Source organism: Vibrio sp. Isolate34 (assembly GCF_022397915.1).
GTDB lineage: Bacteria > Pseudomonadota > Gammaproteobacteria > Enterobacterales > Vibrionaceae > Vibrio.
In genome coordinates this window covers 178526-203257 of sequence record NZ_JAKEUO010000010.1, presented here as the reverse complement: position 1 = coordinate 203257, position 24732 = coordinate 178526, and the positions used below count along the sequence as shown (strand labels likewise).

The window sequence follows — 24732 nt, the reverse complement described above, 5'->3', positions numbered from 1 at the left end:
TTCTCTTGAAGTCCTTCAAGACCATTGTCGAGATATGCTTTGACCCATTTATTGACGCTTACTCTGCTAACTTTAAGGTACTTAGCTATTTGAGTGCGACTTTTACCGTCAACAAAATGAGAAACGGATAAATAACGCATTCTAAGCCGAGCATTGGATGTGGAATTAATCAGACTCGGAAAATCATGCTTCATAAGGACTCCTTTTAAGAGTCCATATTAGATCACAAAATTAACGGAATTGGTATAAACCGTATCAACCTTAACGTCTTTCTCCACCAGCCACTTCACGGTTTCACCATCTTTCAGTTCAACCGCAACATCAACAGACTTGTCGCTGTCGATCTCTAGCTGCCAAACAAAAGCGACTTCCCACTGAGTTTCACTGTGCGTTCTTAAATCAAGATCGTCAGCCGTCACTAACAAGGTATCTGCACCTTGTTTTACCGTAACGCTTTCAACCGCTAGCGTTGCTGGCAGCTCTGAGTCTGATTCTAGGTAGATAGCACCATGCAGTGTCTTATCTTGAGTCTCTCCGATCGTTGGCATCTTGTTGTGCCAAAGATTGCTTTTCATTGTTACTGTCGTTGCAGATACTTCAACTTGGTTACCTTGCTGCCATTCTACTTGCGGTGCAGAACAACCTGCTAATGCCACTACGCATGCGGCGAATGCTAATTTTTTCATTATTCTTCTACCTTTGGTTTAACCAACTTTTTAGGACTTCAATGTCATTCTGGTATTCGTTATTAATTTCATCGACCCAATCTGAAATGTTCTCCCACCAAGCAGGCATATCTGGAGACTGAGCTTTCTGAGCAACTTGCTGTATGCGTTTTAAACCAATCGAACCTGCCGCGCCTTTGATCTTGTGCGCCTCAGAAACGATACTGGCTTGGTCTTTCGCGACCATGTTGGAATTCAATATTTCCATATACTCCGGCATCATATCTTCAAACATCGCGATGCTATCCAAAACCGGTTTCGGCCCAACAATGTCAACATAAGACTCTAGCATATCAATATCAAGCAAAGTGGTGTCAATCGATGAAAGAACTGGCTTACTCTCTTCACTCTTTTCAATATTTCCGACTTTTTCGACCACCTCAGGTGCATCCTCGATAAGCTCGCTGATCACATCTTGGATAGCTCGAACCGACAATGGCTTACTGATCGCTTCATCCATACCTTTCTGGAAGTACTCTTGTTTGTTGTTCAACACGTTGGCAGTTAATGCCACCAAAGGCGGTAACTGGCTGTATTTCTCACGGTAGTACTGAGCAATGTCAAAGCCAGTCATGTCTGGCAGTTGGATATCCAACAGTACCAAGTCATAGTCTTCAGGGTTGAAAGCAATTTGCGCCTCTTTACCCGTCATCACCACCGTCACTTCGTGACCTAAGCTTTCAAGCAGAGAGCGAGCCACCGTGATGTTCAGTTCAATATCTTCGACCATGAAGATCTTAAGATTCGACTGCTTTCTTGGCGTTTTAATCAGTGCTTGAGTATCATGATTAACAGGAACTCGAATTGATACCGTAAAGGTACTACCAAAGCCCTCTTCACTGGTCACTTCGATGTGACCATCCATCATATTGATCAGCTGTTGCGATACCGCAAGGCCAATGCCTGTGCCCACCGCATGCAGATTATCCGTTCCAGATTTCACCTGATAATACATCGCGAAGATCTTTTCGATTTCACTTTCAGGGATACCAATACCGGTGTCTTCCACTTCCATCGTGATGTTGGCAAAGTCGCCATCAATATCGGCGCTGACCGTCATTACTACACCACCATCTTTGGTGAACTTCATCGCGTTACTCACGAGATTCCACAGCACCTGTCTCAAGCGCGTACCATCGACTTCGACAGATGCAGGAAGATCGGACAACCTTTCTAGATCAAACCTCAACCCTTTTTGCTCTGCCATCAATGCAGAAATACTCTCAATCTCGACAACGAAATCTTCAAAGTTAATCGGGGTTGGGAATAACTCTAGCTTGCGGCGATCAAACTTATCCATATCGATAATATCGTTAAAGATATTACCCAGCGTTACAGCGCTCACCTTGATGGTTTGCATCTGTTTACGCTGTTCGGTGGTCAGTTGGCTATCAAGCAACATACGACTCAAACCAATGATGCCATTAAGCGGTGTTCTTAGCTCATGACTGATGGTTGAGATAAAGGTGGTCTTATCGCGACTGGCTTTCTCTAGCGACTCTTGATGCTCTTTACGCTCGGTAATATCACGACCAAAACCCACTAAGCCTAAGTGGCGACCATCTTTGCTGTAGAAAGGCACTTTACGCAGTTCGAAGTAGCTCTTACGTCCATCAGGATATTCAAGCCATTGGTCATAAGTGAGCGCTTGGTTATCGGCAAACACCTTCTTATCGGTTTCCACAACTTGTTGAGCGACCTCTTTGCTGTAGACATCCCAAGGCGTCAAACCGACTAGCTCTTTTTCTGTCTTGCCAGTGAGCTCTTCAACCGCACGGTTACAACCAGAGAAAACACCCTCTTCATTACGGTAGTAAATAAGGTCAGGCGAGGCATCGATAAACGAACGCAGTAGCGCAGTACGTTCTGCGAGTTCAAGCTGAGTACGCTCACGTTGAAATACTTCATTCTCGAGATCGTGCATCGCTTCAGCACGCGCTTCTTCGGCTTTTTCACGCTCTTCGATTTCTTGATTCAGCTTCTCGATGTTGAGTTGCAGTTTATTGTTGAGCTCTTGGTCTCGCTCACGCATGTCACCAAGCTTAGAGACTAACTTCGCCAATCTTTGACGAGACTCTTCCAGCTGATCAACCACCACTGATAAGAAGTAAACCGCCCAAGGCGTGATCACTAAACCGAAGAAAACTGAACGGACAATGTCGATATCATCAACATTACCTTTGAGTGCGAGGGTTATGCCGACTTGCACAACAACAGCGAGGGCAACAAGCGCTAGGGCGAGTATGATAGAAAAGCGGACAATCCCCAGTTTTACAAGTAGATCCACGTAATACTGGGCGAGATTTTTCATGGGTTTCATTTAGCGCTCCATGCGATAAGACTAGCAACATTCTACCCTGTTTGAAGATAGGAGGTAAGCTAGCTACATCACACGCAGCAAGAGATCAGCGGCAATATCGAAGGTTAATCCAATTAATATAAATACCGAACAACCAAAACAGACGAAGGTGGGCAAATCACCGATTTTATAGAGTTAGCAAATTGAGGATGGATGCACCATAGAACGGTTTCGACCGTCAGATTTTGCTTGATACAGAGCACTGTCAGCCAAAGCAACGGCCGACTCCATCTCGTCATCAGGTTTAGGAATGTAAGAGACAATACCAATACTCACGGTGATGAATTCAGAGACCGTCGACTTCTCATGCGCAAGTTCTAATTTTAAGACTTCGTCATGTATACGCTGCGCCACCAGCTGAGCACCTTCGGTCGTTGTATTCGGCAGAATAAAGCCGAATTCTTCACCACCATAACGAGCTACACAGTCCGATGAACGATTCAACACCTGCTTAAATGCCTGAGAAACTTGGACCAAGGCATCATCACCTTGCTGGTGTCCGTAATAATCGTTATAGCCTTTAAAGAAGTCGATATCACACAACATAATCGTCAGTGGCAACTTCTCACGCACATGATAGTGCCACAGCGTCGACAACTGCTCATCAAAACGGCGTCGGTTAGACACCTGAGTCAGGCTGTCCATAAAGCTGAGGCGCTCAAGCTCAAGGTTTGCCTCTTCCAATTTCTGCTCAGCAAGGTAACGTTCGGTGATATCACGCGCCATGATCAACACGCCATTGGTACTTGAGGCTGGATCTCTAAACGGTGATTTGACTACATCATACCAAGTAAATGCTCCATCACTTGAGACCACTTTGTCGATATAACGCAGCGATTTACTTTGATGAAGCACTTGATGATCGGTTTCTGATATTCGCGTATAGATACTATGTGGCACCACATCTTGTAAGCGTTTACCGATCAAGTCACTCACTTCAGAGATACCCAGCGCAGCCACAAATGGTTTATTACACGCTTGATAAACCATGTTTTCATTAAAGATACCAATCGAGTCTGGGCTGGCTTCTAAGATGTTTTGTAAAATGGTGTCACGCTGGGCAAGTGCGACCTCGGTATCTTTACGTTTCTCCATCTCGCCACGCAGTTTCTGCTGCATGTCATGCCAATCGGTCACATCATGGCTAATAGAGAGTGTACCGATTGTTTCTCCGTCTTGGGAAAGCAGCACACTTTGATAGGTTTCGAGCAGGCAGCCTTTGCCGTCTTGGTCGGTTGTCCACGATCGTTCACTAACACGTCCTTTTAATGCTCCACCAGACACACTCAAAGTGCCCTCTTCAGGGCGACCATGCCAAAACTTTTTAAACGAACGATTACTCGCAACCAACTCACCCTTCTGATCTTTTACATAGATCAGCTCAGACAGAGAATCCAAAGCCGTACGCGCGACATTCAGTTCGCGAACCTCTTGGGACAGCTCTTCATTGGTATTCTTGTAGGGAGAAGCGTGAATCATCCACGCTTTCTTGCTTCTAAAGCGGATCTTACGAGCCACTAAATTGATCTTAAAAGATTCAAATTCAGAAAGAGCCCAAAAAGAGATCTGCTCAAATGATCGGGAATTGATGTGATTGGTTAAATAGTGACGAAAGCTGTTCTCACTCTCCACGGTAGGAAAGCGAAAATTAACACCGATTTGGCGGATCCCAAGCAACTGCATCGCTTGGCGATTGGCATAGAGGATCTCGCCACTTCGCACATCGACGAAATAGAGTGGCGACGGAGTAGAGAGAAGAAGCTGTTCAATATGCGACTGATAACGTGAATAAAGATGCCAGCAGATGAGAGCAATCAGCAACATGAGAACGATATAAATACCGTAGCCATACGCCCTGTCCCACAACCAAGTCATTACCAGTTCCATTTACTCTCAATCTATACCATAAATTCTGTGAGGGAAATGTTACCACTATTTGTTGGTTTTATCTGCTGTTACCTACTCTCACCTATTTCTATCAATTGGCTGCGTTTAAAACGGGTTGCGTGTACTCAAAGGCAGAGCTTGTTTTGATGCCTTGCGCGCCGGTTATATCTAATGAACGACCAATCTCAGTCATCGCTAACCAGCGGTTTTCACACCATAAAGGCGAGAGCAACGTTGGACGCCTCGCGGCTGATGAAACACGATGGTAAACCACGTTCGCAGGCGTACGTTGAATGATATCCGTAGCAACATCTATGTACTCTTCAAGGCTTGGTGCTTCTAGCTTTCCTGCTTTCCACGCCTTAGCCATGGTACTGCCCTCTACTATATGAAGGCCGTGAAGTTTGATACCATCGGTTCCTACCGCTAATACCTTGTCTAAAGTTTCAAGATTGTCCGCTTTGGTCTCTTTTGGCAGGCCAACAATAAGATGAGTACACACTTTGATACCTAACGCACGTGCGCGGTGGGTGATCGTTTCATACACCGCAAAATCGTGTCCACGGTTGATGCGTTTGAGGGTCTTATCGTTAGCCGTTTGCAAGCCAAGTTCCAGCCAGATTTCATAGCCTTGCTTTACGTAACCCGCGAGCAGCTCCAACACCGCATCAGGTACGCAGTCTGGCCTTGTGCCAACACAAAGACCTACAATATCGGCACCCGGTGCTTTTAGCGCCTCTTCATACATATTCTTGAGCACTTGTACCTCAGCATAAGTGCTGGTGTACGCCTGAAAATAAGCCAGATACTTCTTGGCGCGAGCAATTTCACCCGCACGATCTTTTAGCTGGTCTGCAATACTTTGAACCTGAGTTTGTTCATCAGCAAAAGAAGCCACGTTGCAAAAAGTGCAGCCTCCGCGGCCAATGGTTCCATCTCGGTTTGGACAACTAAAACCGCCGTGCAGTGTTAGTTTGTGAACCTTTTCGCCATAACGACGTTGAAGATCTTGGCCGATAGTATTGACCAACTCATGTAATTGCATATTTTCAAAGCGCTCAAGTAAATAAGAATGAATATCAGTCTTTTTTTGAAAAAAAATTACATCCCTGCAAAATTCGACCAATTAGTTTACTCAAGGCTTTTTGCGAGCAACCTATCAAATATCAATAAACATGCAAAAAATCGGCTCTATTTGCCTAATGTTGCACATTTGTTAGACAAAAAATTCAAAATAAAACGAAAAAAATGGTCTACATGGGTCAACTTTCATTGCAATTCGCCTAGACAAAATTGTAGGATACTTACACATATTCGCTATTTTTGAGTATTTACTTACAACAAAAACTTGCTAATAAGTCGGTGATATCTAATTCCCACCTATATAAACCACTAGTTTGTGGTTAAAAATAAACGGATATCACTAAGGATTGTTTTTCTCGCAATACTTTTCCTGCGAGATACGGAAAGGATTCAAACCGCCAGCATAGGCAGGTTTAGACCCATAAATATAAAAGGACAAGGCTGACTTTATACAAAGAAGTTGCGCCTAGATTTAACTGGAAGGATGTATCTATGGTAGATCAAGAGCAGAACTCACAGGGTCTGTATACTCCTGAACTGGAGCATGACGCTTGTGGTATCGGTTTTGTTGCGCATCTAAAGAATCGCAAATCTCATGATGTAGTAACTCAAGCACTCGATATGCTTGCACGTATGGAACACCGTGGCGGCCAAGGCTGTGATCCGTGTTCTGGTGATGGTGCAGGTATCCTGCTACAGAAGCCACACGAATTCTTACTAGAAGAAGCCGTAAAGCTTGGAATTAAACTGCCATCTTTTGAAAAATATGGTGTTGGTGTTGTACTTTTCCCTAAAGATGAACACAAACGTGCACAGTGTCGTGACATTCTAGAACGCAATGCACAACGCCTAGAGTTAGAAGTTATCGGCTACCGTGAACTTCCAACTGACAACTCAATGATTGGTGCTGACCCACTAAGCACTGAACCTCAATTTGAACACGTATTTATCTCTGGTGGCCCTGGTATTACTCCAGAAGAGCTTGAGCGCAAACTGTACGTTCTACGTAACTACACAGTTCGTGTGTGCCTAGAAAGCGTGTCAAATATCGGTGATGACTTCTACATCAACTCTATGTCTTACAAGACATTGGTGTACAAAGGTCAGCTAACAACAGAACAAGTTCCTCAGTACTTCCTAGACCTGCAAAACCCAACCATGGTGACAGCTCTAGCACTTGTACACTCTCGCTTCTCTACCAATACATTCCCACGTTGGCGTCTAGCTCAGCCTTTCCGTTACATCGCGCACAATGGCGAAATCAACACGGTTCGCGGCAACCTAAACTGGATGAAAGCGCGTGAAGCGATCCTTGAATCGGATCTATTCACACAAGCTGAAATCGACATGCTACTGCCTATCTGCCAGGAAGGTAGCTCGGATTCATCAAACTTCGATATGGCACTTGAGCTTCTGGTTCTGTCTGGTCGTACTCTGCCACACGCATTGATGATGATGATCCCGGAAGCATGGCAAGAAAACAAAAACATGGACCCAACTCGTCGCGCGTTCTACCAGTACCACGCGAACGTAATGGAACCATGGGATGGCCCAGCATCTGTATGTTTCACTGATGGTGTTCAAGTAGGTGCAACACTTGACCGTAACGGTCTGCGCCCTTCTCGCTACACAGTGACAAAAGACGATTTCCTAGTGATGGCGTCTGAGTCTGGCGTAGTTGAAATCGCACCAGAAAACGTTGAGTACCGTGGTCGTCTACAACCAGGTCGTATCTTCGTCGCTGACCTTGAGCAAGGCCGCATCATTTCTGATGAAGAAGTGAAAGATGGCATCGCGAAAGCACAACCTTACGAGAAATGGGTTGAAGAAAACCTTCTGAGCTTGAAAAAGCTACCAGATGCGAGCAACGAATTTAGCCAACCTTCTCCAGAGAAGCTTCTGCACAAACAACAATCGTTTGGTGTGAGCTCCGAAGAAGTAAACGAAATCATTCTACCTCTTGCGAAAACAGGCTATGAGCCGCTTTCTGCAATGGGTGCTGACTGGCCGCTAGCGATTCTTTCTCACCAATCGCAGCACCTTTCAAACTACTTCAAACAGCTGTTTGCTCAAGTCACTAACCCGCCTATCGACCCGATTCGTGAGCGCATGGTTATGTCTCTGAACACTTACCTAGGTAAAGATCAGAACCTACTTGCTGAAACACCTGAGCACTGTCAAAAGGTAGAGCTTGAGTCTCCAGTACTTTCTAACTCTGAGCTAGAAAAGCTACGTGCAATCGATAACGAACACCTTCAAGCGAAGACGTTGGATATCGTATTCCAAGCAAACGGCGACCAAGGTAAGTTAGAGCGCGCACTTAAGCGTATCTGCCAATACGCAGAAGACGCAGTGATTGATGGTTACTCTATCATCCTACTGACTGACCGTGCGGTTAACTCTAACCACGCTGCTATTCCAGCAATGCTGGCAGTTGGTGCGGTTCACCACCACCTAATCCGTAAAGGCCTACGTGCTAAGTGTGACATCGTGGTTGAAACGGGTGATGCTCGTGAAACACACCACTTTGCAACGCTTATCGGTTACGGTGCGAACGCAGTTAACCCATACCTAGTGATTGAAACGATTGTTGAACTGCAACGTACTAAGAAGCTAGATCCAAACGTACACCCACGTGAGTTCTTCGATAACTACCGTAAAGGTGTTAACGGCGGTCTACTGAAGATCTTCTCTAAGATGGGGATCTCTACGCTGCAGTCTTACCACGGTGCACAAATCTTTGAAGCACTTGGTGTAAGCAAATCAGTGGTTGAAAAATACTTCACAGGTACTGTTTCTCGTATCCAAGGTCTGACGATCGACGATATCGCACGTGAAGTGCTTGTTCGTCACCGTGTTGGTTACCCAGCTCGTGAAATCCCAGCTCAAATCCTTGATGTTGGCGGTGTTTACCAGTGGAAACAACGTGGTGAGAAACACTTATTCAACCCAGAAACGATTTCTCTACTTCAAGAGTCGACGCGAAACAAAGATTACGCTCAGTTCAAGAAGTACGCAAAAGCAGTCGATGACCAAGGCGACAACGCAGCAACACTACGTAGCCAACTTGATTTCATCAAAAACCCAGCAGGCTCTATTCCTCTAGCAGAAGTAGAACCAATCGAGAACATTCTTAAGCGTTTCGCTACTGGCGCAATGAGCTTTGGTTCAATCTCGCATGAGGCTCACTCAACACTCGCTGTTGCGATGAACCGCATTGGCGCGAAATCAAACTCAGGTGAAGGTGGTGAAGATCCTGCACGTTTCGAACGTAAAGAAAACGGTGACTGGGAACGTTCAGCTATCAAACAGGTGGCTTCTGGTCGCTTTGGTGTAACGTCTTACTACCTATCTAACGCTGATGAGCTGCAAATCAAGATGGCTCAAGGTGCGAAACCTGGTGAGGGTGGTCAACTACCTGGTGATAAGGTTGATGACTGGATCGGCGCAACGCGTCACTCGACTCCGGGCGTAGGTCTTATCTCGCCACCACCACACCACGATATCTACTCAATCGAAGATTTGGCTCAGCTAATCTACGATCTGAAAAACGCGAACCGTAACGGCCGTGTAAACGTGAAGCTAGTATCAGAAGCAGGCGTAGGTACGATTGCATCGGGTGTAGCAAAAGCGAAAGCTGACGTAGTACTTATCGCAGGTTTTGATGGTGGTACAGGTGCATCTCCGATGTCTTCTATCCGTCACACAGGTCTGCCTTGGGAACTGGGTCTAGCGGAAACTCACCAAACACTACTGAAAAACGGCCTACGTAACCGTATCGTTGTTCAGTCTGATGGTCAGATGAAAACACCACGTGACCTTGCAGTTGCAACACTACTTGGTGCTGAAGAATGGGGCGTAGCAACAGCAGCATTGGTTGTTGAAGGCTGTATCATGATGCGTAAGTGTCACAAGAATACATGTCCTGTTGGTATCGCAACACAGAACAAGACTCTGCGTGAGCGTTTCGACGGCCGCGTAGAAGACGTAGTGACTTTCTTCCAATACATGGCTGAAGGCCTACGTGAAGTAATGGCTGAACTTGGCTTCCGCTCTATTGATGAGATGGTGGGTCAATCGCACAAACTTAAAGTTCGTGACGACATCGGCCACTGGAAGTACAAGAACCTAGATCTAACACCTGTACTGCACATTGAGCAGGCTCGTGAAGAAGATGGTATCTACAACCAGACACAACAAAACCACAACCTAGAAGATGTTCTAGACCGTAAGTTGATTCAAGCTGCGATTCCTGCACTTGAGAAAGGTGAAGCTGTAAATGCAACCTTCCCTATCATCAACACAGACCGCTCTGCGGGTACCATGCTGTCGAACGAAATCTCGAAGGTTTACAAAGACCAAGGTTTACCACAACCAATGAACGTTAAGTTCCACGGTAGTGCTGGCCAATCTTTCGGTGCGTTCCTTGCGAAAGGCGTTAAGTTCGAAGTAGAAGGCGACGCGAACGATTACTGGGGTAAAGGTCTGTCTGGCGGTACTTTGGTACTGTACCCAGATGCGAAATCTTCTATCGTTGCTGAAGATAACATCGTGGTTGGTAACGTATGTTTCTACGGTGCGACCTCAGGCGAATCTTTCATTCGCGGTATGGCTGGCGAACGTTTCTGTGTTCGTAACTCAGGTGCGAAGGTTGTTGTTGAGGGCGTTGGTGACCACGGTTGTGAATACATGACTGGCGGTGTTGCTATTATCCTTGGTTCAACAGGCCGTAACTTTGCTGCGGGTATGAGTGGCGGTGTCGCTTATGTTTGGGACAAAGCGGGCGATTTCGAAACCAAGCTTAACGCAGAACTTGTAGACCTAGATCCAATTGAACAAGAAGATAAAGATCTTCTACTAGATATGCTAACCAAGCACGTTGAATTCACAGGAAGTGAAGTTGCTCAGTCTTTCCTAGACAACTTTGAAGCAAGTGTTGCATCGCTAGTTAAAGTCATGCCACGCGACTACAAAGCGGTTCTTGAAAAGCGTAAAGCTGAAGCACAACAGGCACAAACGGAAGAAGTGGAGGCAGTATAATGGGTAAGCCTACTGGATTTTTAGAACACGGTCGTGAGCTTCCAAAGAAGCTCGACCCGTCAGTTCGAATTGAAGACAACAAAGAGTTCGTACTTAACGAAGAGTTTGGCGACAAGATCAATACTCAAGCATCTCGTTGTATGGACTGTGGCGTACCTTTCTGTCACAGCGGTTGTCCGATTGGTAACATCATCCCAGAATTCAATGACGCGGTTTACCGTGACAGCTGGGAAGAGGCTTGGAACATTCTAAGCTCAACCAATAACTTCCCTGAATTTACAGGTCGTGTTTGTCCTGCTCCTTGTGAGAGTGCTTGTGTACTAGGTATCAACCAAGACCCAATCACTATCTGTAATATCGAGAAAACAATTGTAGAAACTGCGTACCGTGAAGGGTACGCAAAACCTAAAACACCTCGCTCTCGCACAGGTAAAACAGTGGCTGTTATCGGTTCTGGTCCTGCTGGCCTAGCCGCTGCTGAGCAACTGAACAGTGCAGGTCACTCAGTAACAGTATTTGAACGTGACGAGAAAGTTGGCGGTCTACTGCGTTTCGGTATCCCAGATTTCAAACTGGGTATGGACGTGATTGATCGTAAGATCAACCTAATGGCTGAAGCGGGCGTTGAGTTTAAAGTGAACCAGCACATCGGTGTTGATGTTAACGCTCAACAACTGCGTCAAGAGTTTGATGTAGTCTTGCTAACAGGTGGTTCTACGGTTCCTCGTGACCTACCAATTCCTGGCCGTGAGCTAAAAGGCGTTCATTTTGCAATGGAATTCCTTGGTCAGAACAACCGCCGCGCAAACGACTTAGACCTGAAAACAGAAGAGATTCACGCTAAAGATAAGCACGTTGTGGTTATCGGCGGTGGTGATACTGGCTCTGACTGTGTGGGTACATCTAACCGTCACAAAGCAGCAAGCATTACTCAGGTAGAGATCATGCCGATTCCACCAGAGAAGCGCCCTGCCAATATGCCTTGGCCGCAATACCCAATGATCATGAAAACAACCACTTCTCATGAAGAAGGCTGTGATCGTCATTGGAACATCCTTACCAAAGAATTCATCGGCAACGATGAAGGTCAGGTAACGGGTCTGCGCATTGCTGACATCGTTTGGCAAGATGCCGCTCCTGGTGAGCGTCCTACTTTTGACGAAGTGGCGAACTCAGAGCGTGTGATTCCATGTGACCAAGCATTCCTAGCAATGGGCTTCCTACACCCAGAACCAACGGGTGTACTAGCTCAACTAGACATTAAGCTGGACGAGCGCGGTAACGTCGCTTCTGAAGGTTATGCGACTAACCAAAAAGGCGTTTTCGCTGCTGGTGATATGCGTACAGGTCAGTCGCTAGTGGTACGTTGTATTAATGAAGGTCGTGAATGTGCAATTGCTATTGATGACTTCTTAATGGGTAACTCAAACTTAGAAGCGAAAGCTGATTCACTCATGCTTTCCGCATAATATTTCTCGGGCTAGCGTCGATGCCGTTAGCCTAGAGGAAAAGCAACACCCTTCCTAACTTTTATATTTGGCTAGCACTGGATGCTAGCCTTTTTTCTATCTGGCTTTCGGTGCTTTCAAAATCACCCAGTTGTATATGTTAAATATCATTAACATTCACCTTGCATATCTCATTGATATCCATCGACTATTTTAGATTATTAAGTGGCTAATCGCGTTTATGCATGATAATTAACCATGAACTTGACCTAAAACACAATTAGCTATACGTTGTAAAGCTGATGAAAATAAAATCAATCGGTTTTGTTAACACAACCAATAACGTTTTAACTGGCTAAAGCAAACTATCAGTTTACAAAAAACAACAAGTACATGAATAGTTAGTCATTTACTGTCTGGATGACAGAGAAGCAAAAGGGAGAATTGCAATGGCTCTATATGATCCTAGTCTTGAAAAAGACAACTGTGGATTTGGTTTAATAGCGCAAATGGAAGGCCAACCTAGTCATAAGTTGGTAAGAACTGCTATTTCAGCCCTAGATCGCATGACACACCGTGGCGGTATCGCTGCGGATGGTAAAACCGGAGATGGCTGTGGCTTATTACTGCAGAAGCCAGACTCTTACCTCAGAATTATCGCAGAAGAGAATAACTTCAACCTCGGCAAGCAATACGCTGTCGGCATGATTTTCTTCAGCCAAGACCCAATCAAAGCACAATCCGCGCAAGACATCGTCAATAAAGAGCTCGCTCAAGAGACACTCACCGTCGCAGGTTGGCGTGTCGTGCCGACTAACACCGACGTTTTGGGTCCAATCGCAAAAGACTCGGTTCCTAATATTCAGCAAGTCTTTATCTCAGCACCTGCAGGCTGGCGTGAGCGTGATATCGAACGCCGCCTATATATCGCTCGTCGCAGAATTGAAAAGCAGATCACCGAAGACAAAGATTTCTATATTTGTAGCCTTTCAACACAGGTGATGGTCTACAAAGGTCTGTGCATGCCAGCCGATCTTCCTCGATTTTACCTCGATCTTGCAGACTTACGTATGGAATCTGCAATATGTCTGTTTCACCAGCGTTTCTCAACTAATACACAACCACGTTGGCCACTAGCTCAACCATTCCGCTATTTGGCGCACAATGGTGAGATCAATACCATAGAAGGTAACCGCCAATGGGCCAAGGCTCGTGCCTATAAATTCTCTTCACCACTGCTGCCCGATTTGCAAACCGCTGCACCCTTTGTGAATGAGACAGGCTCAGATTCTTCAAGCCTAGATAACATGCTCGACTTGTTCCTTGCCGGAGGTATGGATGTGTTCCGAGCGATGCGTATGCTTGTTCCGCCCGCTTGGCAAAATCACCCAGACATGGACCCAGATTTGCGAGCCTTTTACGACTTCAACTCCAAGCACATGGAACCGTGGGATGGCCCTGCTGGCATCGTACTTTCAGATGGTCGTTACGCCGCATGTAACCTCGATAGAAATGGCCTGCGTCCAGCGCGTTATGTGATTACTAAAGACAACCTAATCACGCTGGCATCTGAGGTCGGTATCTGGAATTACGCACCGGATGAAGTTGCAGAAAAAGGCCGTGTTGGACCGGGTGAGTTGCTGGTGATCGATACTCGCCGCGGCAAGCTATGGCAATCTAATGAGATCGACAATGACCTCAAAGGTCGCCACCCATATAAAGAATGGATGGAAAAGAACGTTCACAAGTTAACGCCATTTTCTGCTCTGCAAGATGACCAAGTCGGTAAGCGTAGCTTTGACGATGACACGCTCAAGACCTACCAAAAACAGTTTGCGATGAGCAACGAGGAATCAGACCAAGTACTGCGTGTACTTGGTGACATGGGTCAAGAAGCGGTAGGTTCAATGGGCGATGATACGCCGATGGCTGTGCTCTCTTCAAAAGAACGTCTGGTTACTGATTACTTCCGCCAGAAGTTTGCACAGGTCACCAACCCACCAATTGATCCACTGCGTGAAAAACACGTGATGTCTTTGGCGACCAGTATTGGTAAAGAGATGAACGTGTTCTGTGAAACAGACGGTCACGCCTATCGTGTCACGTTTGATTCACCAGTACTGCTTTACTCAGACATGCAGCAGCTTCTGCAGCTAAGTCAAAAACATTATCGTCATGTCATTCTCAGCATGCACTATGACCCTAATAATCAAGACCTTGAACAAGCGATCAAAGCGGTATGTGATAGTGCAGAACAAGAAGTCCGCGAAGGTGCCGTTTTGGTTGTGCTGTCGGACAAAGGCTTAGAGAAAGGTAAACTACCGATCCCTGCAGCCATGTTGGTTGGTGCGGTGCAAACAAGACTGGCTGATACCAACCTACGTTGTGATGCCAACATCGTAGTGGAAACAGCAACCGCTCGAGATCCACACCAATTCGCGGTACTGCTTGGCTTCGGTGCGACCGCGGTTTATCCATACTTGGCTTATGAAGCATTAGGTAAAATGTTGGATGATGGCTCTTTAGACAAAGACTATCGCACCGCGATGCAAAACTACCAAAATGGCATCAACAAAGGTCTGTATAAGATCATGTCGAAGATGGGTATTTCAACCATTGCTTCTTACCGCTGTTCACAGCTTTTCGAAGCCGTTGGCCTACATTCCGACGTTGTTGAGCTCTGTTTCCGCGGAGTTACCACACGAATCCAAGGTGCTAGCTTTAGCGATTTCCAACAAGATATCTATAACTTATCGCGTAAAGCGTGGACTAAGCGTAAGCCTATCGAGCACGGTGGTTTACTGAAATACGTCCATGGCGGCGAATACCACGCCTATAACCCAGATGTCGTCGGCACACTGCAAACCGCAGTTAAAACTGGCGAAACTTCGGATTACCTATCTTTTGCGAAACAAGTAAATGCTCGCCCTGCCGCGATGTTGCGTGACTTAATGAGCCTTAAAAAAGCCGATAAGCCACTAACGCTTGAGCAAGTAGAGCCGAGTAGCGATCTCTTTAAACGCTTTGACTCGGCGGCAATGTCGATTGGTGCGCTGAGCCCAGAAGCGCACGAAGCATTAGCGATGGCGATGAACCGCTTGGGTGGTTACTCAAACTCAGGTGAAGGTGGTGAAGATCCACGACGCTTTGGTACTGACCGTAACTCGCGCATTAAACAGATAGCGTCTGGTCGATTTGGCGTAACTCCACATTACTTAACCAATGCAGATGTTCTGCAAATCAAGGTAGCACAAGGCGCTAAACCTGGAGAAGGTGGTCAGCTGCCAGGTCATAAGGTCACGGCAGAAATCGCCAAACTGAGATACTCGGTTCAGGGTGTCACTCTGATCTCCCCTCCTCCGCACCACGATATCTACTCTATCGAAGATTTGGCTCAACTGATTTTCGACCTTAAGCAAGTTAACCCTAAAGCCTTGGTTTCAGTGAAGTTGGTGTCTGAACCGGGTGTCGGCACTATAGCGACGGGTGTAGCAAAAGCCTATGCCGATTTGATCACCATTTCTGGCTACGATGGCGGTACCGCAGCAAGCCCACTGACTTCAGTGAAATATGCAGGTTGTCCTTGGGAGCTTGGACTAGCAGAAACCCAGCAAGCACTGGTTGCTAACGGGCTTCGTCATAAGATCCGCCTACAAGTCGACGGTGGCTTGAAAACTGGTCTCGATGTGATTAAAGGCGCGATTTTAGGTGCTGAGAGCTTTGGTTTTGGTACTGCGCCGATGGTTGCAATGGGCTGTAAGTTCCTACGAATTTGTCACCTCAACAACTGTGCAACGGGTGTCGCGACTCAAGATGAAACACTACGCCGCGAATACTTCAAAGGCCTACCAGACATGGTGGTGAACTACTTTACTGGCCTAGCCGATGAAGTTCGCCAGTACCTTGCAGAGCTTGGTGTAGAAAAACTTACAGACCTGATTGGTCGTACTGACTTGCTTGAAGCCGTTCAGGGGCTCACTGCGAAACAGAGCAAACTCGATCTATCTTCAATACTCGAAGCTCCTGTTTCTCCAGAAGGTCACCCACTGTTTTGGACAGAACCAAACGCACCGTTTGATAAGGCGCAACTCAATCAACAGATCCTTGATGATGCACTCGATGCGATTGAGAAACGTCAATCCATCAGTCTTTACTACAACGTGATCAACACAGACCGTTCGATTGGCGCTCGTATCTCTGGCGAAATTGCTAAGCGATACGGTAACCAAGGGATGGCAGGTTCACCAATCAAGTTATACCTCGATGGTACAGCAGGCCAATCTTTTGCAGTTTGGAACGCAGGTGGCGTAGAGCTTTACCTAACAGGCGATGCCAATGACTATGTTGGCAAAGGCATGGCTGGCGGCAAAGTGGTTATCAAACCTCACCAGGGCACCGCATTTACTTGTAACGAAGCGACCATCATAGGCAACACCTGCCTGTATGGCGCAACTGGAGGCAAACTATTTGCAGCTGGTACTGCTGGCGAACGATTTGGTGTACGTAACTCAGGTACGGTTGCCGTGATTGAAGGTGCAGGTGACAACGCATGTGAATACATGACTGGCGGTATTGTTGCCATTCTTGGTGCAACTGGCGTCAACTTCGGCGCGGGTATGACTGGTGGTTTTGCTTATGTCATGGATAAGAATGAAGACTTCCAAGGCCGAGTGAACAACGAGTCGGTCGAGGCACTTTCTCTGTCTGACCTATTTATCCACCAAGAACATCTGCGTGGCTTAATTGCAGAACACTTAGAAGAAACAGGCTCAGTACACGCTGAAGCTATTCTGGCGAACTTTGATGAATGGATTCCGAAGTTCTACCTAGTGAAGCCAAAGACGGCGGATCTGAACACCTTGCTCGGCCACCAAAGCCGCAGCTCAGCTGAACTTCGTGTTCAAGCGCAATAATTGGAAGGAGCCAATAATGAGCCAGAATGTATACCAATTTATTGATGTGAATCGCGTAGACCCAGCGAAGAAACCAATCAAGATACGTAAGATTGAGTTTGTAGAGATCTACGAACCTTTCACCAAACAACAAGCGAAAGCGCAAGCAGACCGTTGTTTAGACTGTGGTAACCCATACTGTGAATGGAAATGCCCTGTTCACAACTACATCCCTCAGTGGCTTAAGCTTGCCAATGAAGGGCGTATTATCGAAGCCGCTGAATTGTCTCACCAAACCAACAGCCTGCCTGAGGTATGTGGTCGAGTGTGTCCTCAAGACCGATTGTGTGAGGGCTCTTGTACCCTCAATGATGATTTTGGTGCGGTAACCATTGGTAATATTGAAAAGTACATTACCGACAAAGCCTTTGAGATGGGTTGGAAGCCAGACATGTCTCACGTTGAATGGACCGATAAAAAGGTCGCGATCATCGGTGCGGGGCCAGCAGGTCTAGCGGCGGCTGACATCCTAGTTCGTAATGGCGTAAAAGCTGTTGTATTTGACCGCTATCCGGAGATCGGTGGTCTACTGACATTTGGTATTCCATCGTTCAAGCTTGAGAAAGGCATCATGGAAAATCGTCGCCGTATTTTTAGCGAGATGGGCGTTGAGTTCCAAATGAATACCGAAGTCGGCAAAGATGTACAACTTCAGCAACTCGTCGATGATTACGATGCTGTCTTCTTAGGTGTCGGCACCTATAAAAACATGCGTGCGGGTTTAGATAACGAAGATGCACCGGGCGTTTATGATGCCCTGCCTTTCCTAATCTCTAACACCTACAAGGTAATGGATTTAGAAAGCCCAACTCCGTTCATCAATATGCAAGGTAAGAAGGTGGTCGTGCTTGGTGGTGGTGATACCGCGATGGACTGTGTACGAACCTCGATTCGCCAACATGCAGCCAATGTTGTATGCGCTTACCGCCGAGATGAAGCCAACATGCCGGGCTCTCGCCGTGAGGTAAAAAATGCACGAGAAGAGGGTGTGAAGTTCAAGTTCAACCTACAACCTATTGGCTTAGAGCTTAACAGCGCTGGTCATGTGGTTGGCGTTAAATTCGTGAAAACCGCTTTGGGGGAACCTGATGAAGCAGGTCGCCGCCGTCCAGAGCCTGTCGAAGGCAGTGAACATGTTCTTGAAGCCGATGCCGTGATCATGGCATTTGGTTTCCAACCTCACGCAATGGAGTGGCTAGAACCTTTTGGTGTTGAACTCGACCAATGGGGGCGAATCAAGGCTCCCGGACAACAAGAGTTTCAATTCCAAACCACCAACAGCAAGATCTTTGCAGGTGGCGATGCAGTTCGAGGATCTGACTTGGTGGTGACCGCTATCGATGAAGGCCGCAAAGCTGCTGAAGGGATATTAGATTACCTAGAAGTGTAAGTGGGTTTCCTTTATTACTCAGTTCGTTACTATAAAAAAAGGATCCAATTATGGATCCTTTTTTGAATTAGATACGTTTATCACAAGCATCACTAAAATACGTAAAACAATTACAAACAAGCCAATACCGATAACTACAATTAGAATTAAAAACAAGCCATAGGAAACACTATGAAAAAAGCCTCTCTCCTCTCGCTATCACTTTTAACGTTAACCGCATGCAGCCAAGGAATCACGGACATGAAAGACAGAACTTCATCACCTTGTGGAGACAAACCAAACTGCGTATCAACTCAAGATGATCGTGAACAGCATGCATTGGCCGCGTTCGAGTTATCAGATTCAGCAAACCTTGATGCCATTGAACAAGTAGCTCTGACCTTGCCGGGTGCGAAAACGGCCAACAAAACCGATGATTACCTGCGTGTTGAATGTACCTCTCGCATCATGCGCTTTGTCGATGACTTAGAACTTAAGATCACTGACGGCAAACTGATCGTGCGTTCAGAGTCTCGTACTGGCCATTCTGATTTTGGTGTGAACCGAAAACGAGCTGAACAACTTCGCGCAAGCCTAAAAAGCGAAGGCCTAATCAAATAGATAAAAGAATACGCAGATAAATCGCTGCTATTCCGATCAGAAGTGCCTCTGGGCAGTCGCTCGACACTTCTTATCCATGCTACAATTTCGCTCTACTGTTTAAATATTATTTATTAAGAGACTACACATGAAAATCGGCATCATTGGCGCAATGGAGCAAGAAGTTGCGATCCTAAAAGCAGCAATTTCAGACATTACTGAAGTTAATAAAGGCGGTTGTACCTTTTTCTCTGGTCAGCTAAATGGTGTTGACGTTGTTTTGCTTCAATCTGGCATTGGTAAAGTAGCAGCAGCTGTTGGTACTTCAATCCTATTAAGCGAATACCAACCAGATGTCGTTCTAAACACAGGCTCTGCTGGCGGTTTTGATTCAACACTGAACCTTGGCGATGTGGTTATCTCGACTGAAGTTCGTCACCACGATGCAGACGTTACAGCTTTCGGTTACGAAATCGGTCAAATGGCAGGCCAACCTGCTGCATTCAAAGCTGACGACAAACTGATGGCTGTTGCTGAACAAGCGCTAGCACAAATGGAAGATAAGCATGCCGTTCGCGGTCTTATCTGTACTGGCGACGCATTTGTTTGCACAGCAGAACGCCAAGAGTTCATCCGCAAGCACTTCCCATCTGTCGTTGCTGTAGAGATGGAAGCATCGGCTATCGCTCAAGCTTGTCACCAATTCCAAGTACCATTCGTGGTTGTTCGTGCCATCTCTGACGTTGCAGACAAAGAATCACCAATGAGCTTCGAAGAGTTCCTGCCACTAGCAGCACAAAGCTCTTCTGAAATGGTTATCAAAATGGTTGCCCTACTAAAGTAAGCGACTAGACATGCAAACACTGTTTGATCAGGTATTTGCAAATGGCGTGCTCCTTGTAATGTGGGGAGCACTGCTTTTTCATTTAATTTTACCTATCCCTCATGCCGCACACCCCACGACCTTATGGCATAAGTTTGCTGAGCTTTTAGCAAGCAAGGTTAATAACAACCAAAACTATTCCCAAAGCTTAATCTCGGGCACGTTAGCCTGGGGGTTAATGGTATTACCGACTCTGGTTATTCTGTTGGCCTTGCAACCTTTGGTTTGGCAATCTCAGCTATTTGAGTTGGCGCTGTTATTACTCGCGATTGATTGGCGTAATAATGAAAAGCTGGCTAATCAGTTGATCAAAGCACTTGGTCGAGAAGATAAAGCTGCCGCTCGTCAGTTACTGGCTCCAATTGTCAATCGTCAGACCGAATCACTTTCATCACTTGGCCTAGGCAAAGCCGCCACAGAAACCATCATCATGGGTTACGCTCGTAACGTGGTTTGTGTGCTGTTCTGGTACGCCATCGGTGGTGGTATCGCCGCTTTGATGTATCGCCTGATTGTCGAGTTAGCTCGAGCTTGGTCACCAAGCCGTAAGCAGTTCTCTCCTTTCGGCTCAACGGCAATCAAGATCGTCGCTATCCTAGAATTTATACCAATGCGCTTATTTGCCTTGATGATCGTCTTTGGTGATAAAGCGTCTCACACATTCAAGATGATGCTCGTTCAAAGTCGCTCTTGGCCTCTACCCGGCCCAGCATGGTTAATTACAGCTGTAGGTAACAAATTGGAGTTATCATTGGGTGGCCCTGCGATTTATGACAACACCAAAGCTATTCGTGCAAAATTAGGCGGCAGAATCGCCCCATCAGCGCTGCATTTATCTCAGGTTCAAAAGCTACTTTTTGGTCGCATCGCTATCTGGATATTCTTACAGAGCCTAGCCTTACTCATTATTCACCAAGGGATTTAAAGTGGAACCCTCTCAACTTGTTACACGATACTCTGCCCTCGCATTCACTCTCAGCTTCAGTTTATGGACACCCACTTCACTTGCGACAGAAGTAGCTACAGCCGAACGTGTCATAAGCCTCGCTCCTCATGCGACGGAGCTAGCGTACAGCGCAGGCCTAGGTGACAACCTTATTGCAGTGAGCGAGCGAAGTGATTACCCACCACAGGCTGATAAGCTTGAGAAGGTGGCAAATTATCAAGGCATCAAGGTTGAGAAAATCATCGCACTGCAGCCAGATCTGATTCTTGCGTGGCCCGCAGGAAACCCACCTCGAGAGCTAGCGAAACTAGAGCAGTTTGGTTTCAATATTTACTACTCAAAAACCAAAAGCCTAGTCAGTATCGCGACCAATATTGAACAACTCAGCCAATACGCCGGCGACCCGAGTATCGGTGAAAATAATGCCAAGCAATACAAAGAACAGCTCAACGCGCTAAGGCTAAAATATAAGGACGCCGAGCCTGTAAACTACTTTTATCAGCTTAGCGAAAAACCGATCATTACCGTGGCACAAGGACACTGGCCAAGTGAGGTGTTTGAGTTTTGTGGCGGTCACAATATTTTTGAAGACAGCGCCTCCCCTTATCCGCAAGTTGGTATTGAACAGGTTGTACTTAAGAAACCTGAAGTGATCTTCACGTCTCAGCACGCAATCGAGAATGGAACCATGTGGCAAACTTGGGAAAAAGAGATCCCTGCTGTCGCTCAAGATCAGGTTTGGTCACTCAATTCAGATTGGATTAATCGCCCGACAACCAGAACTTTGCAAGCGATCCAGCAAGTATGCGATTTCTTCGATAGAGCTAGGCAAAATCACTAACTTTTTGCTCCGTTTTTTCGTACAATTCGCCACCGACCTGTCCCTACAATTTTAACTATAAGAGCACCAGTATCATGGACTCCATGCTGCTTTATATTATCGATTTATTTGGCACTGCCATCTTTGCTATTTCAGGCGTTTTTGTCGCAGGCCGTCTTAAGATGGACCCTTTTGGCGTAGCCGTTCTAGGCAGTGTAACCGCGATTGGCGGCGGTACTATTCGTGACATGGCATTGGGTGCAACTCCAGTGTTTTGGATCACTGACACCACCTACCTTTGGGTCATCATCATTACCTGCTTGCTGACCATGATCATTGTAAGACGCCCCAAACGTCTGGCGTGGTGGATACTGCCAGTATGTGATGCAATCGGCCTAGCGGTATTCGTTGGCATTGGTGTAGAAAAAGCGCTGATTTACCAAGACTCTGCATTGGTGGCCATTATCATGGGTGTCATCACCGGTTGTGGTGGCGGTATTATTCGTGACGTGCTTGCCCGTGAAGTGCCGATGATCCTAAGAAGTGAAGTGTACGCGACCGCTTGTATTATTGGTGGCGCTTTTCACACCATGGCAATCAGCATGGGTCACGACTCAGAGACGGCATTTTTAGCCGGTGTATTCTCAACACTGCTGATTAGGCTTGGGGCTATTCGCTGGCACTTATCACTGCCGACATTCGCAATTAAATAGGTTACCCTTATCCAATATAGAAGGGCTCCGAAAGGAGCCTTCTTGATCTCTGCTGCGCTCATTTTTATATCGTTACCTTCGTTACACAACCTTTCAAGTTTCAAGACTAGAGAATGGATGGTGTTTAAGGTAACTTGGTTTAATCATTCCCAACTTTCATGAATATTACTAAATGCTACTCGAAGGAATCGAAACTTTACTGGTATTGAGTAAAGCAAAAACGATGAGCCGTACCGGCAGTTTGCTTTATATCAGCCAATCAGCGGTCAGCAAACGGATTGCAAATTTAGAAAAGAAGCTAGGTAAAAAGCTCATCGAGCCGAGTGGCCGACAGATAAAACTGACGCCGGATGCGGTTGCATTGATCGAGAGTATCGGCCCTACGTTCAATGAGCTTCGTGGTCTTATTTATGAACAACAAGAGTTGGAAGATACTACTCTCATCACCTTAGACAGCTCTAAATCTCTAATAGCGGGCTACTTAGGTGAGATGATGGGGCAATTTATCCAGCAAGATAAATACATCACCATTACCACCAACCATACGCCAAGAATCATAGAGCGAGTGCAATCAGGTAAAGCAACTCTAGGGTTGTGTGCAGGCTTATTACCACCGCATCACGGGTTGATGACCTTCCACCTGTTTGATGAGCCGTTTTACATTGTGAGCAAGCAGCCACTCACGGCTCTTCCTCCATTGGTCATTACCAACGATATGACCAATCCTGCTAACTCTTATCAATTATCTGTACTGGAAAAATTCGGTATCAAACCCTTGATGGAGATGGATGCCTACACAGCAGCAGCGCAACTTGCATTGGGCGGGACTGGGCCAGCGTTAATCCCGCTCTCTATCGTAAAAACACTCAATATTGAGCCTCAATACTTGTATAGCTTTCCAGAATTAGCAGGCTTAATTCGACCGATTCATGTCTGTGTGAGACCAAATAGCTATCAGTCTCCGAGAGTTAAAATACTGATAGAATCCATTGTTGATGCTGTTCCCAAAGCAGTTTAGAAGCCATCAGCATCGACATTACGATCACAAGAGGGCGAATCCATTTCTGCCCTTTTGTCACCACGACTTTAGCGCCAAGCTGAGCGCCCATAAAGCCACCAACCGCCATCACTAATCCTAACTCCCAAATTGGCAAACCAGCCAAAATAAAGAAGATCAGTGCAGCGATGTTCGAGGTGAAGTTCAGTACTTTGGTACGTGCCGTAGCATCAACTAATGAGAAATGACCAATCGCAACAAAACAAACCGTAAAGATTGAGCCTGTACCTGGGCCAAAGAAACCATCATAGAAACCAACACCGCCGCCCACACATAGCGCAAACATCGCCTCAGAGATCTTTTGTTTACCTTCAGAGGCTCTGGTTTGTGGTGCTAATAAGAAATAGAGAGAGATAGCGATAAGTAACAGTGGGATTACGCTGGTCAGAAGACTCGCATCGATGTATTGAACTAACTCTGCACCAATCGCCGAACCGATAAAAGTACAAAAGATAGCGAGGCGCATCTCCTTGATACTGACGATACCGTTACGCACGAAGTACCAACTCGCTGAGAAGCTGCCAAATGAGCTTTGGAGTTTGTTGGTCGCCAGTGCTTGCGTTGGTGGTACTCCAGCCGCGAGCAATGCAGGTAGAGTCAGCAACCCACCTCCGCCAGCCATTGCATCAATAAAGCCTGCTGCCGTTGCTACAACAAACAAGATAGCCAATATTTCCAGAGTGATTTCCATATACCCGACGCCTTAAATTCTCGTGTAGCGACAAGTTACCATCGTGAGCAAACGATCAACAACGAAACACAAGATTCTAACCTATTCCAAATATTCATCATTTAACTCATGCTAGATTACAGACATAAAAAAGCCCACTCCGAAGAGTGGGCTTTGAGC

Annotated in this window: 16 protein-coding genes; 10 read left to right on the top strand and 6 right to left on the bottom strand. The window is 46.3% G+C overall.

Annotated elements, in window-relative coordinates; genetic code table 11:
* The 5 genes from L1D22_RS12975 to L1D22_RS12955 all read right to left on the bottom strand — a co-directional run.
* On the bottom strand, positions 1 to 194 hold a 194-nt coding region (locus L1D22_RS12975), incomplete at its 3' end, for a helix-turn-helix domain-containing protein (RefSeq protein WP_239830001.1).
* 24 nt (positions 195 to 218) lie between these two features.
* The gene (locus tag L1D22_RS12970) at positions 219 to 686 is read right to left on the bottom strand and encodes a hypothetical protein (RefSeq protein WP_239830104.1); all 468 of its coding nucleotides are present in this window, start codon (positions 684 to 686) and stop codon (positions 219 to 221) included.
* Between the two features lie 7 nt (positions 687 to 693).
* Positions 694 to 3045 carry an aerobic respiration two-component sensor histidine kinase ArcB gene (arcB, locus tag L1D22_RS12965; protein ID WP_239830103.1) on the bottom strand — a complete coding sequence of 784 codons (2352 nt, stop codon included), beginning with the start codon at positions 3043 to 3045 and terminating at the stop codon, positions 694 to 696.
* 174 nt (positions 3046 to 3219) lie between these two features.
* Positions 3220 to 4971 (bottom strand): diguanylate cyclase, encoded by a 1752-nt coding sequence (locus tag L1D22_RS12960; protein WP_239830102.1) that lies wholly within the window; start codon positions 4969 to 4971, stop codon positions 3220 to 3222.
* Positions 4972 to 5062: 91 nt separating this feature from the next.
* Positions 5063 to 6016 carry a TIGR01212 family radical SAM protein gene (locus L1D22_RS12955; protein WP_239830101.1) on the bottom strand — a complete coding sequence of 318 codons (954 nt, stop codon included), beginning with the start codon at positions 6014 to 6016 and terminating at the stop codon, positions 5063 to 5065.
* Positions 6017 to 6546: 530 nt separating this feature from the next.
* Between L1D22_RS12955 and gltB (L1D22_RS12950) the strand changes: the two genes are divergently transcribed.
* The 10 genes from gltB (L1D22_RS12950) to L1D22_RS12905 all read left to right on the top strand — a co-directional run bounded on the left by gltB (L1D22_RS12950) (position 6547) and on the right by L1D22_RS12905 (position 23843).
* On the top strand, positions 6547 to 11094 hold the full coding sequence (gene gltB, locus L1D22_RS12950) for a glutamate synthase large subunit (RefSeq protein ID WP_239830100.1): 4548 nt from the start codon (positions 6547 to 6549) through the stop codon (positions 11092 to 11094).
* Positions 11094 to 12563, top strand: a complete 1470-nt coding sequence (locus L1D22_RS12945; RefSeq protein ID WP_132968624.1) for a glutamate synthase subunit beta — start codon at positions 11094 to 11096, stop codon at positions 12561 to 12563. The genes gltB (L1D22_RS12950) and L1D22_RS12945 overlap by 1 nt, the downstream gene beginning before the upstream one ends.
* A 428-nt stretch (positions 12564 to 12991) precedes the next feature.
* Positions 12992 to 17455 carry a glutamate synthase large subunit gene (gltB, locus tag L1D22_RS12940; protein ID WP_239830099.1) on the top strand — a complete coding sequence of 1488 codons (4464 nt, stop codon included), beginning with the start codon at positions 12992 to 12994 and terminating at the stop codon, positions 17453 to 17455.
* 16 nt (positions 17456 to 17471) lie between these two features.
* A complete protein-coding gene (locus L1D22_RS12935) occupies positions 17472 to 18884 on the top strand; it encodes an FAD-dependent oxidoreductase (RefSeq protein ID WP_239830098.1) in 1413 nt (470 codons plus the stop codon).
* Between the two features lie 171 nt (positions 18885 to 19055).
* Positions 19056 to 19484: a DUF1499 domain-containing protein gene (locus L1D22_RS12930; protein ID WP_239830097.1), complete on the top strand. Its 429-nt coding sequence runs from the start codon at positions 19056 to 19058 to the stop codon at positions 19482 to 19484.
* Between the two features lie 127 nt (positions 19485 to 19611).
* Entirely contained in the window at positions 19612 to 20307 is a 696-nt protein-coding gene (mtnN, locus tag L1D22_RS12925; protein WP_012603226.1) for a 5'-methylthioadenosine/S-adenosylhomocysteine nucleosidase, read from the top strand.
* Between the two features lie 10 nt (positions 20308 to 20317).
* Entirely contained in the window at positions 20318 to 21271 is a 954-nt protein-coding gene (locus L1D22_RS12920) for a cobalamin biosynthesis family protein (RefSeq protein WP_239830096.1), read from the top strand.
* Between the two features lies 1 nt (position 21272).
* On the top strand, positions 21273 to 22133 hold the full coding sequence (btuF, locus tag L1D22_RS12915; protein ID WP_239830095.1) for a vitamin B12 ABC transporter substrate-binding protein BtuF: 861 nt from the start codon (positions 21273 to 21275) through the stop codon (positions 22131 to 22133).
* Positions 22134 to 22207: 74 nt separating this feature from the next.
* A complete protein-coding gene (locus tag L1D22_RS12910) occupies positions 22208 to 22825 on the top strand; it encodes a TRIC cation channel family protein (protein WP_048658038.1) in 618 nt (205 codons plus the stop codon).
* A 172-nt stretch (positions 22826 to 22997) separates the two neighbouring features.
* Positions 22998 to 23843: a LysR family transcriptional regulator gene (locus L1D22_RS12905; protein WP_239830094.1), complete on the top strand. Its 846-nt coding sequence runs from the start codon at positions 22998 to 23000 to the stop codon at positions 23841 to 23843.
* On the opposite strand, the gene L1D22_RS12900 is transcribed toward L1D22_RS12905, so the two are convergent.
* The gene (locus tag L1D22_RS12900; RefSeq protein ID WP_102319698.1) at positions 23794 to 24573 is read right to left on the bottom strand and encodes a TSUP family transporter; all 780 of its coding nucleotides are present in this window, start codon (positions 24571 to 24573) and stop codon (positions 23794 to 23796) included. The genes L1D22_RS12905 and L1D22_RS12900 overlap by 50 nt on opposite strands.
* Positions 24574 to 24732: the final 159 nt, after the last annotated feature.

Coding starts and splice junctions, on each gene's coding strand:
- L1D22_RS12970 (WP_239830104.1), bottom strand. CDS start 686: ATGAAAAAATTAGCATTCGCCGCATGCGTAGTGGCATTAGCAGGTTGT.
- arcB (WP_239830103.1), bottom strand. CDS start 3,045: ATGAAACCCATGAAAAATCTCGCCCAGTATTACGTGGATCTACTTGTA.
- L1D22_RS12960 (WP_239830102.1), bottom strand. CDS start 4,971: ATGGAACTGGTAATGACTTGGTTGTGGGACAGGGCGTATGGCTACGGT.
- L1D22_RS12955 (WP_239830101.1), bottom strand. CDS start 6,016: ATGCAATTACATGAGTTGGTCAATACTATCGGCCAAGATCTTCAACGT.
- gltB (WP_239830100.1), top strand. CDS start 6,547: ATGGTAGATCAAGAGCAGAACTCACAGGGTCTGTATACTCCTGAACTG.
- L1D22_RS12945 (WP_132968624.1), top strand. CDS start 11,094: ATGGGTAAGCCTACTGGATTTTTAGAACACGGTCGTGAGCTTCCAAAG.
- gltB (WP_239830099.1), top strand. CDS start 12,992: ATGGCTCTATATGATCCTAGTCTTGAAAAAGACAACTGTGGATTTGGT.
- L1D22_RS12935 (WP_239830098.1), top strand. CDS start 17,472: ATGAGCCAGAATGTATACCAATTTATTGATGTGAATCGCGTAGACCCA.
- L1D22_RS12930 (WP_239830097.1), top strand. CDS start 19,056: ATGAAAAAAGCCTCTCTCCTCTCGCTATCACTTTTAACGTTAACCGCA.
- mtnN (WP_012603226.1), top strand. CDS start 19,612: ATGAAAATCGGCATCATTGGCGCAATGGAGCAAGAAGTTGCGATCCTA.
- L1D22_RS12920 (WP_239830096.1), top strand. CDS start 20,318: ATGCAAACACTGTTTGATCAGGTATTTGCAAATGGCGTGCTCCTTGTA.
- L1D22_RS12910 (WP_048658038.1), top strand. CDS start 22,208: ATGGACTCCATGCTGCTTTATATTATCGATTTATTTGGCACTGCCATC.
- L1D22_RS12905 (WP_239830094.1), top strand. CDS start 22,998: ATGCTACTCGAAGGAATCGAAACTTTACTGGTATTGAGTAAAGCAAAA.
- L1D22_RS12900 (WP_102319698.1), bottom strand. CDS start 24,573: ATGGAAATCACTCTGGAAATATTGGCTATCTTGTTTGTTGTAGCAACG.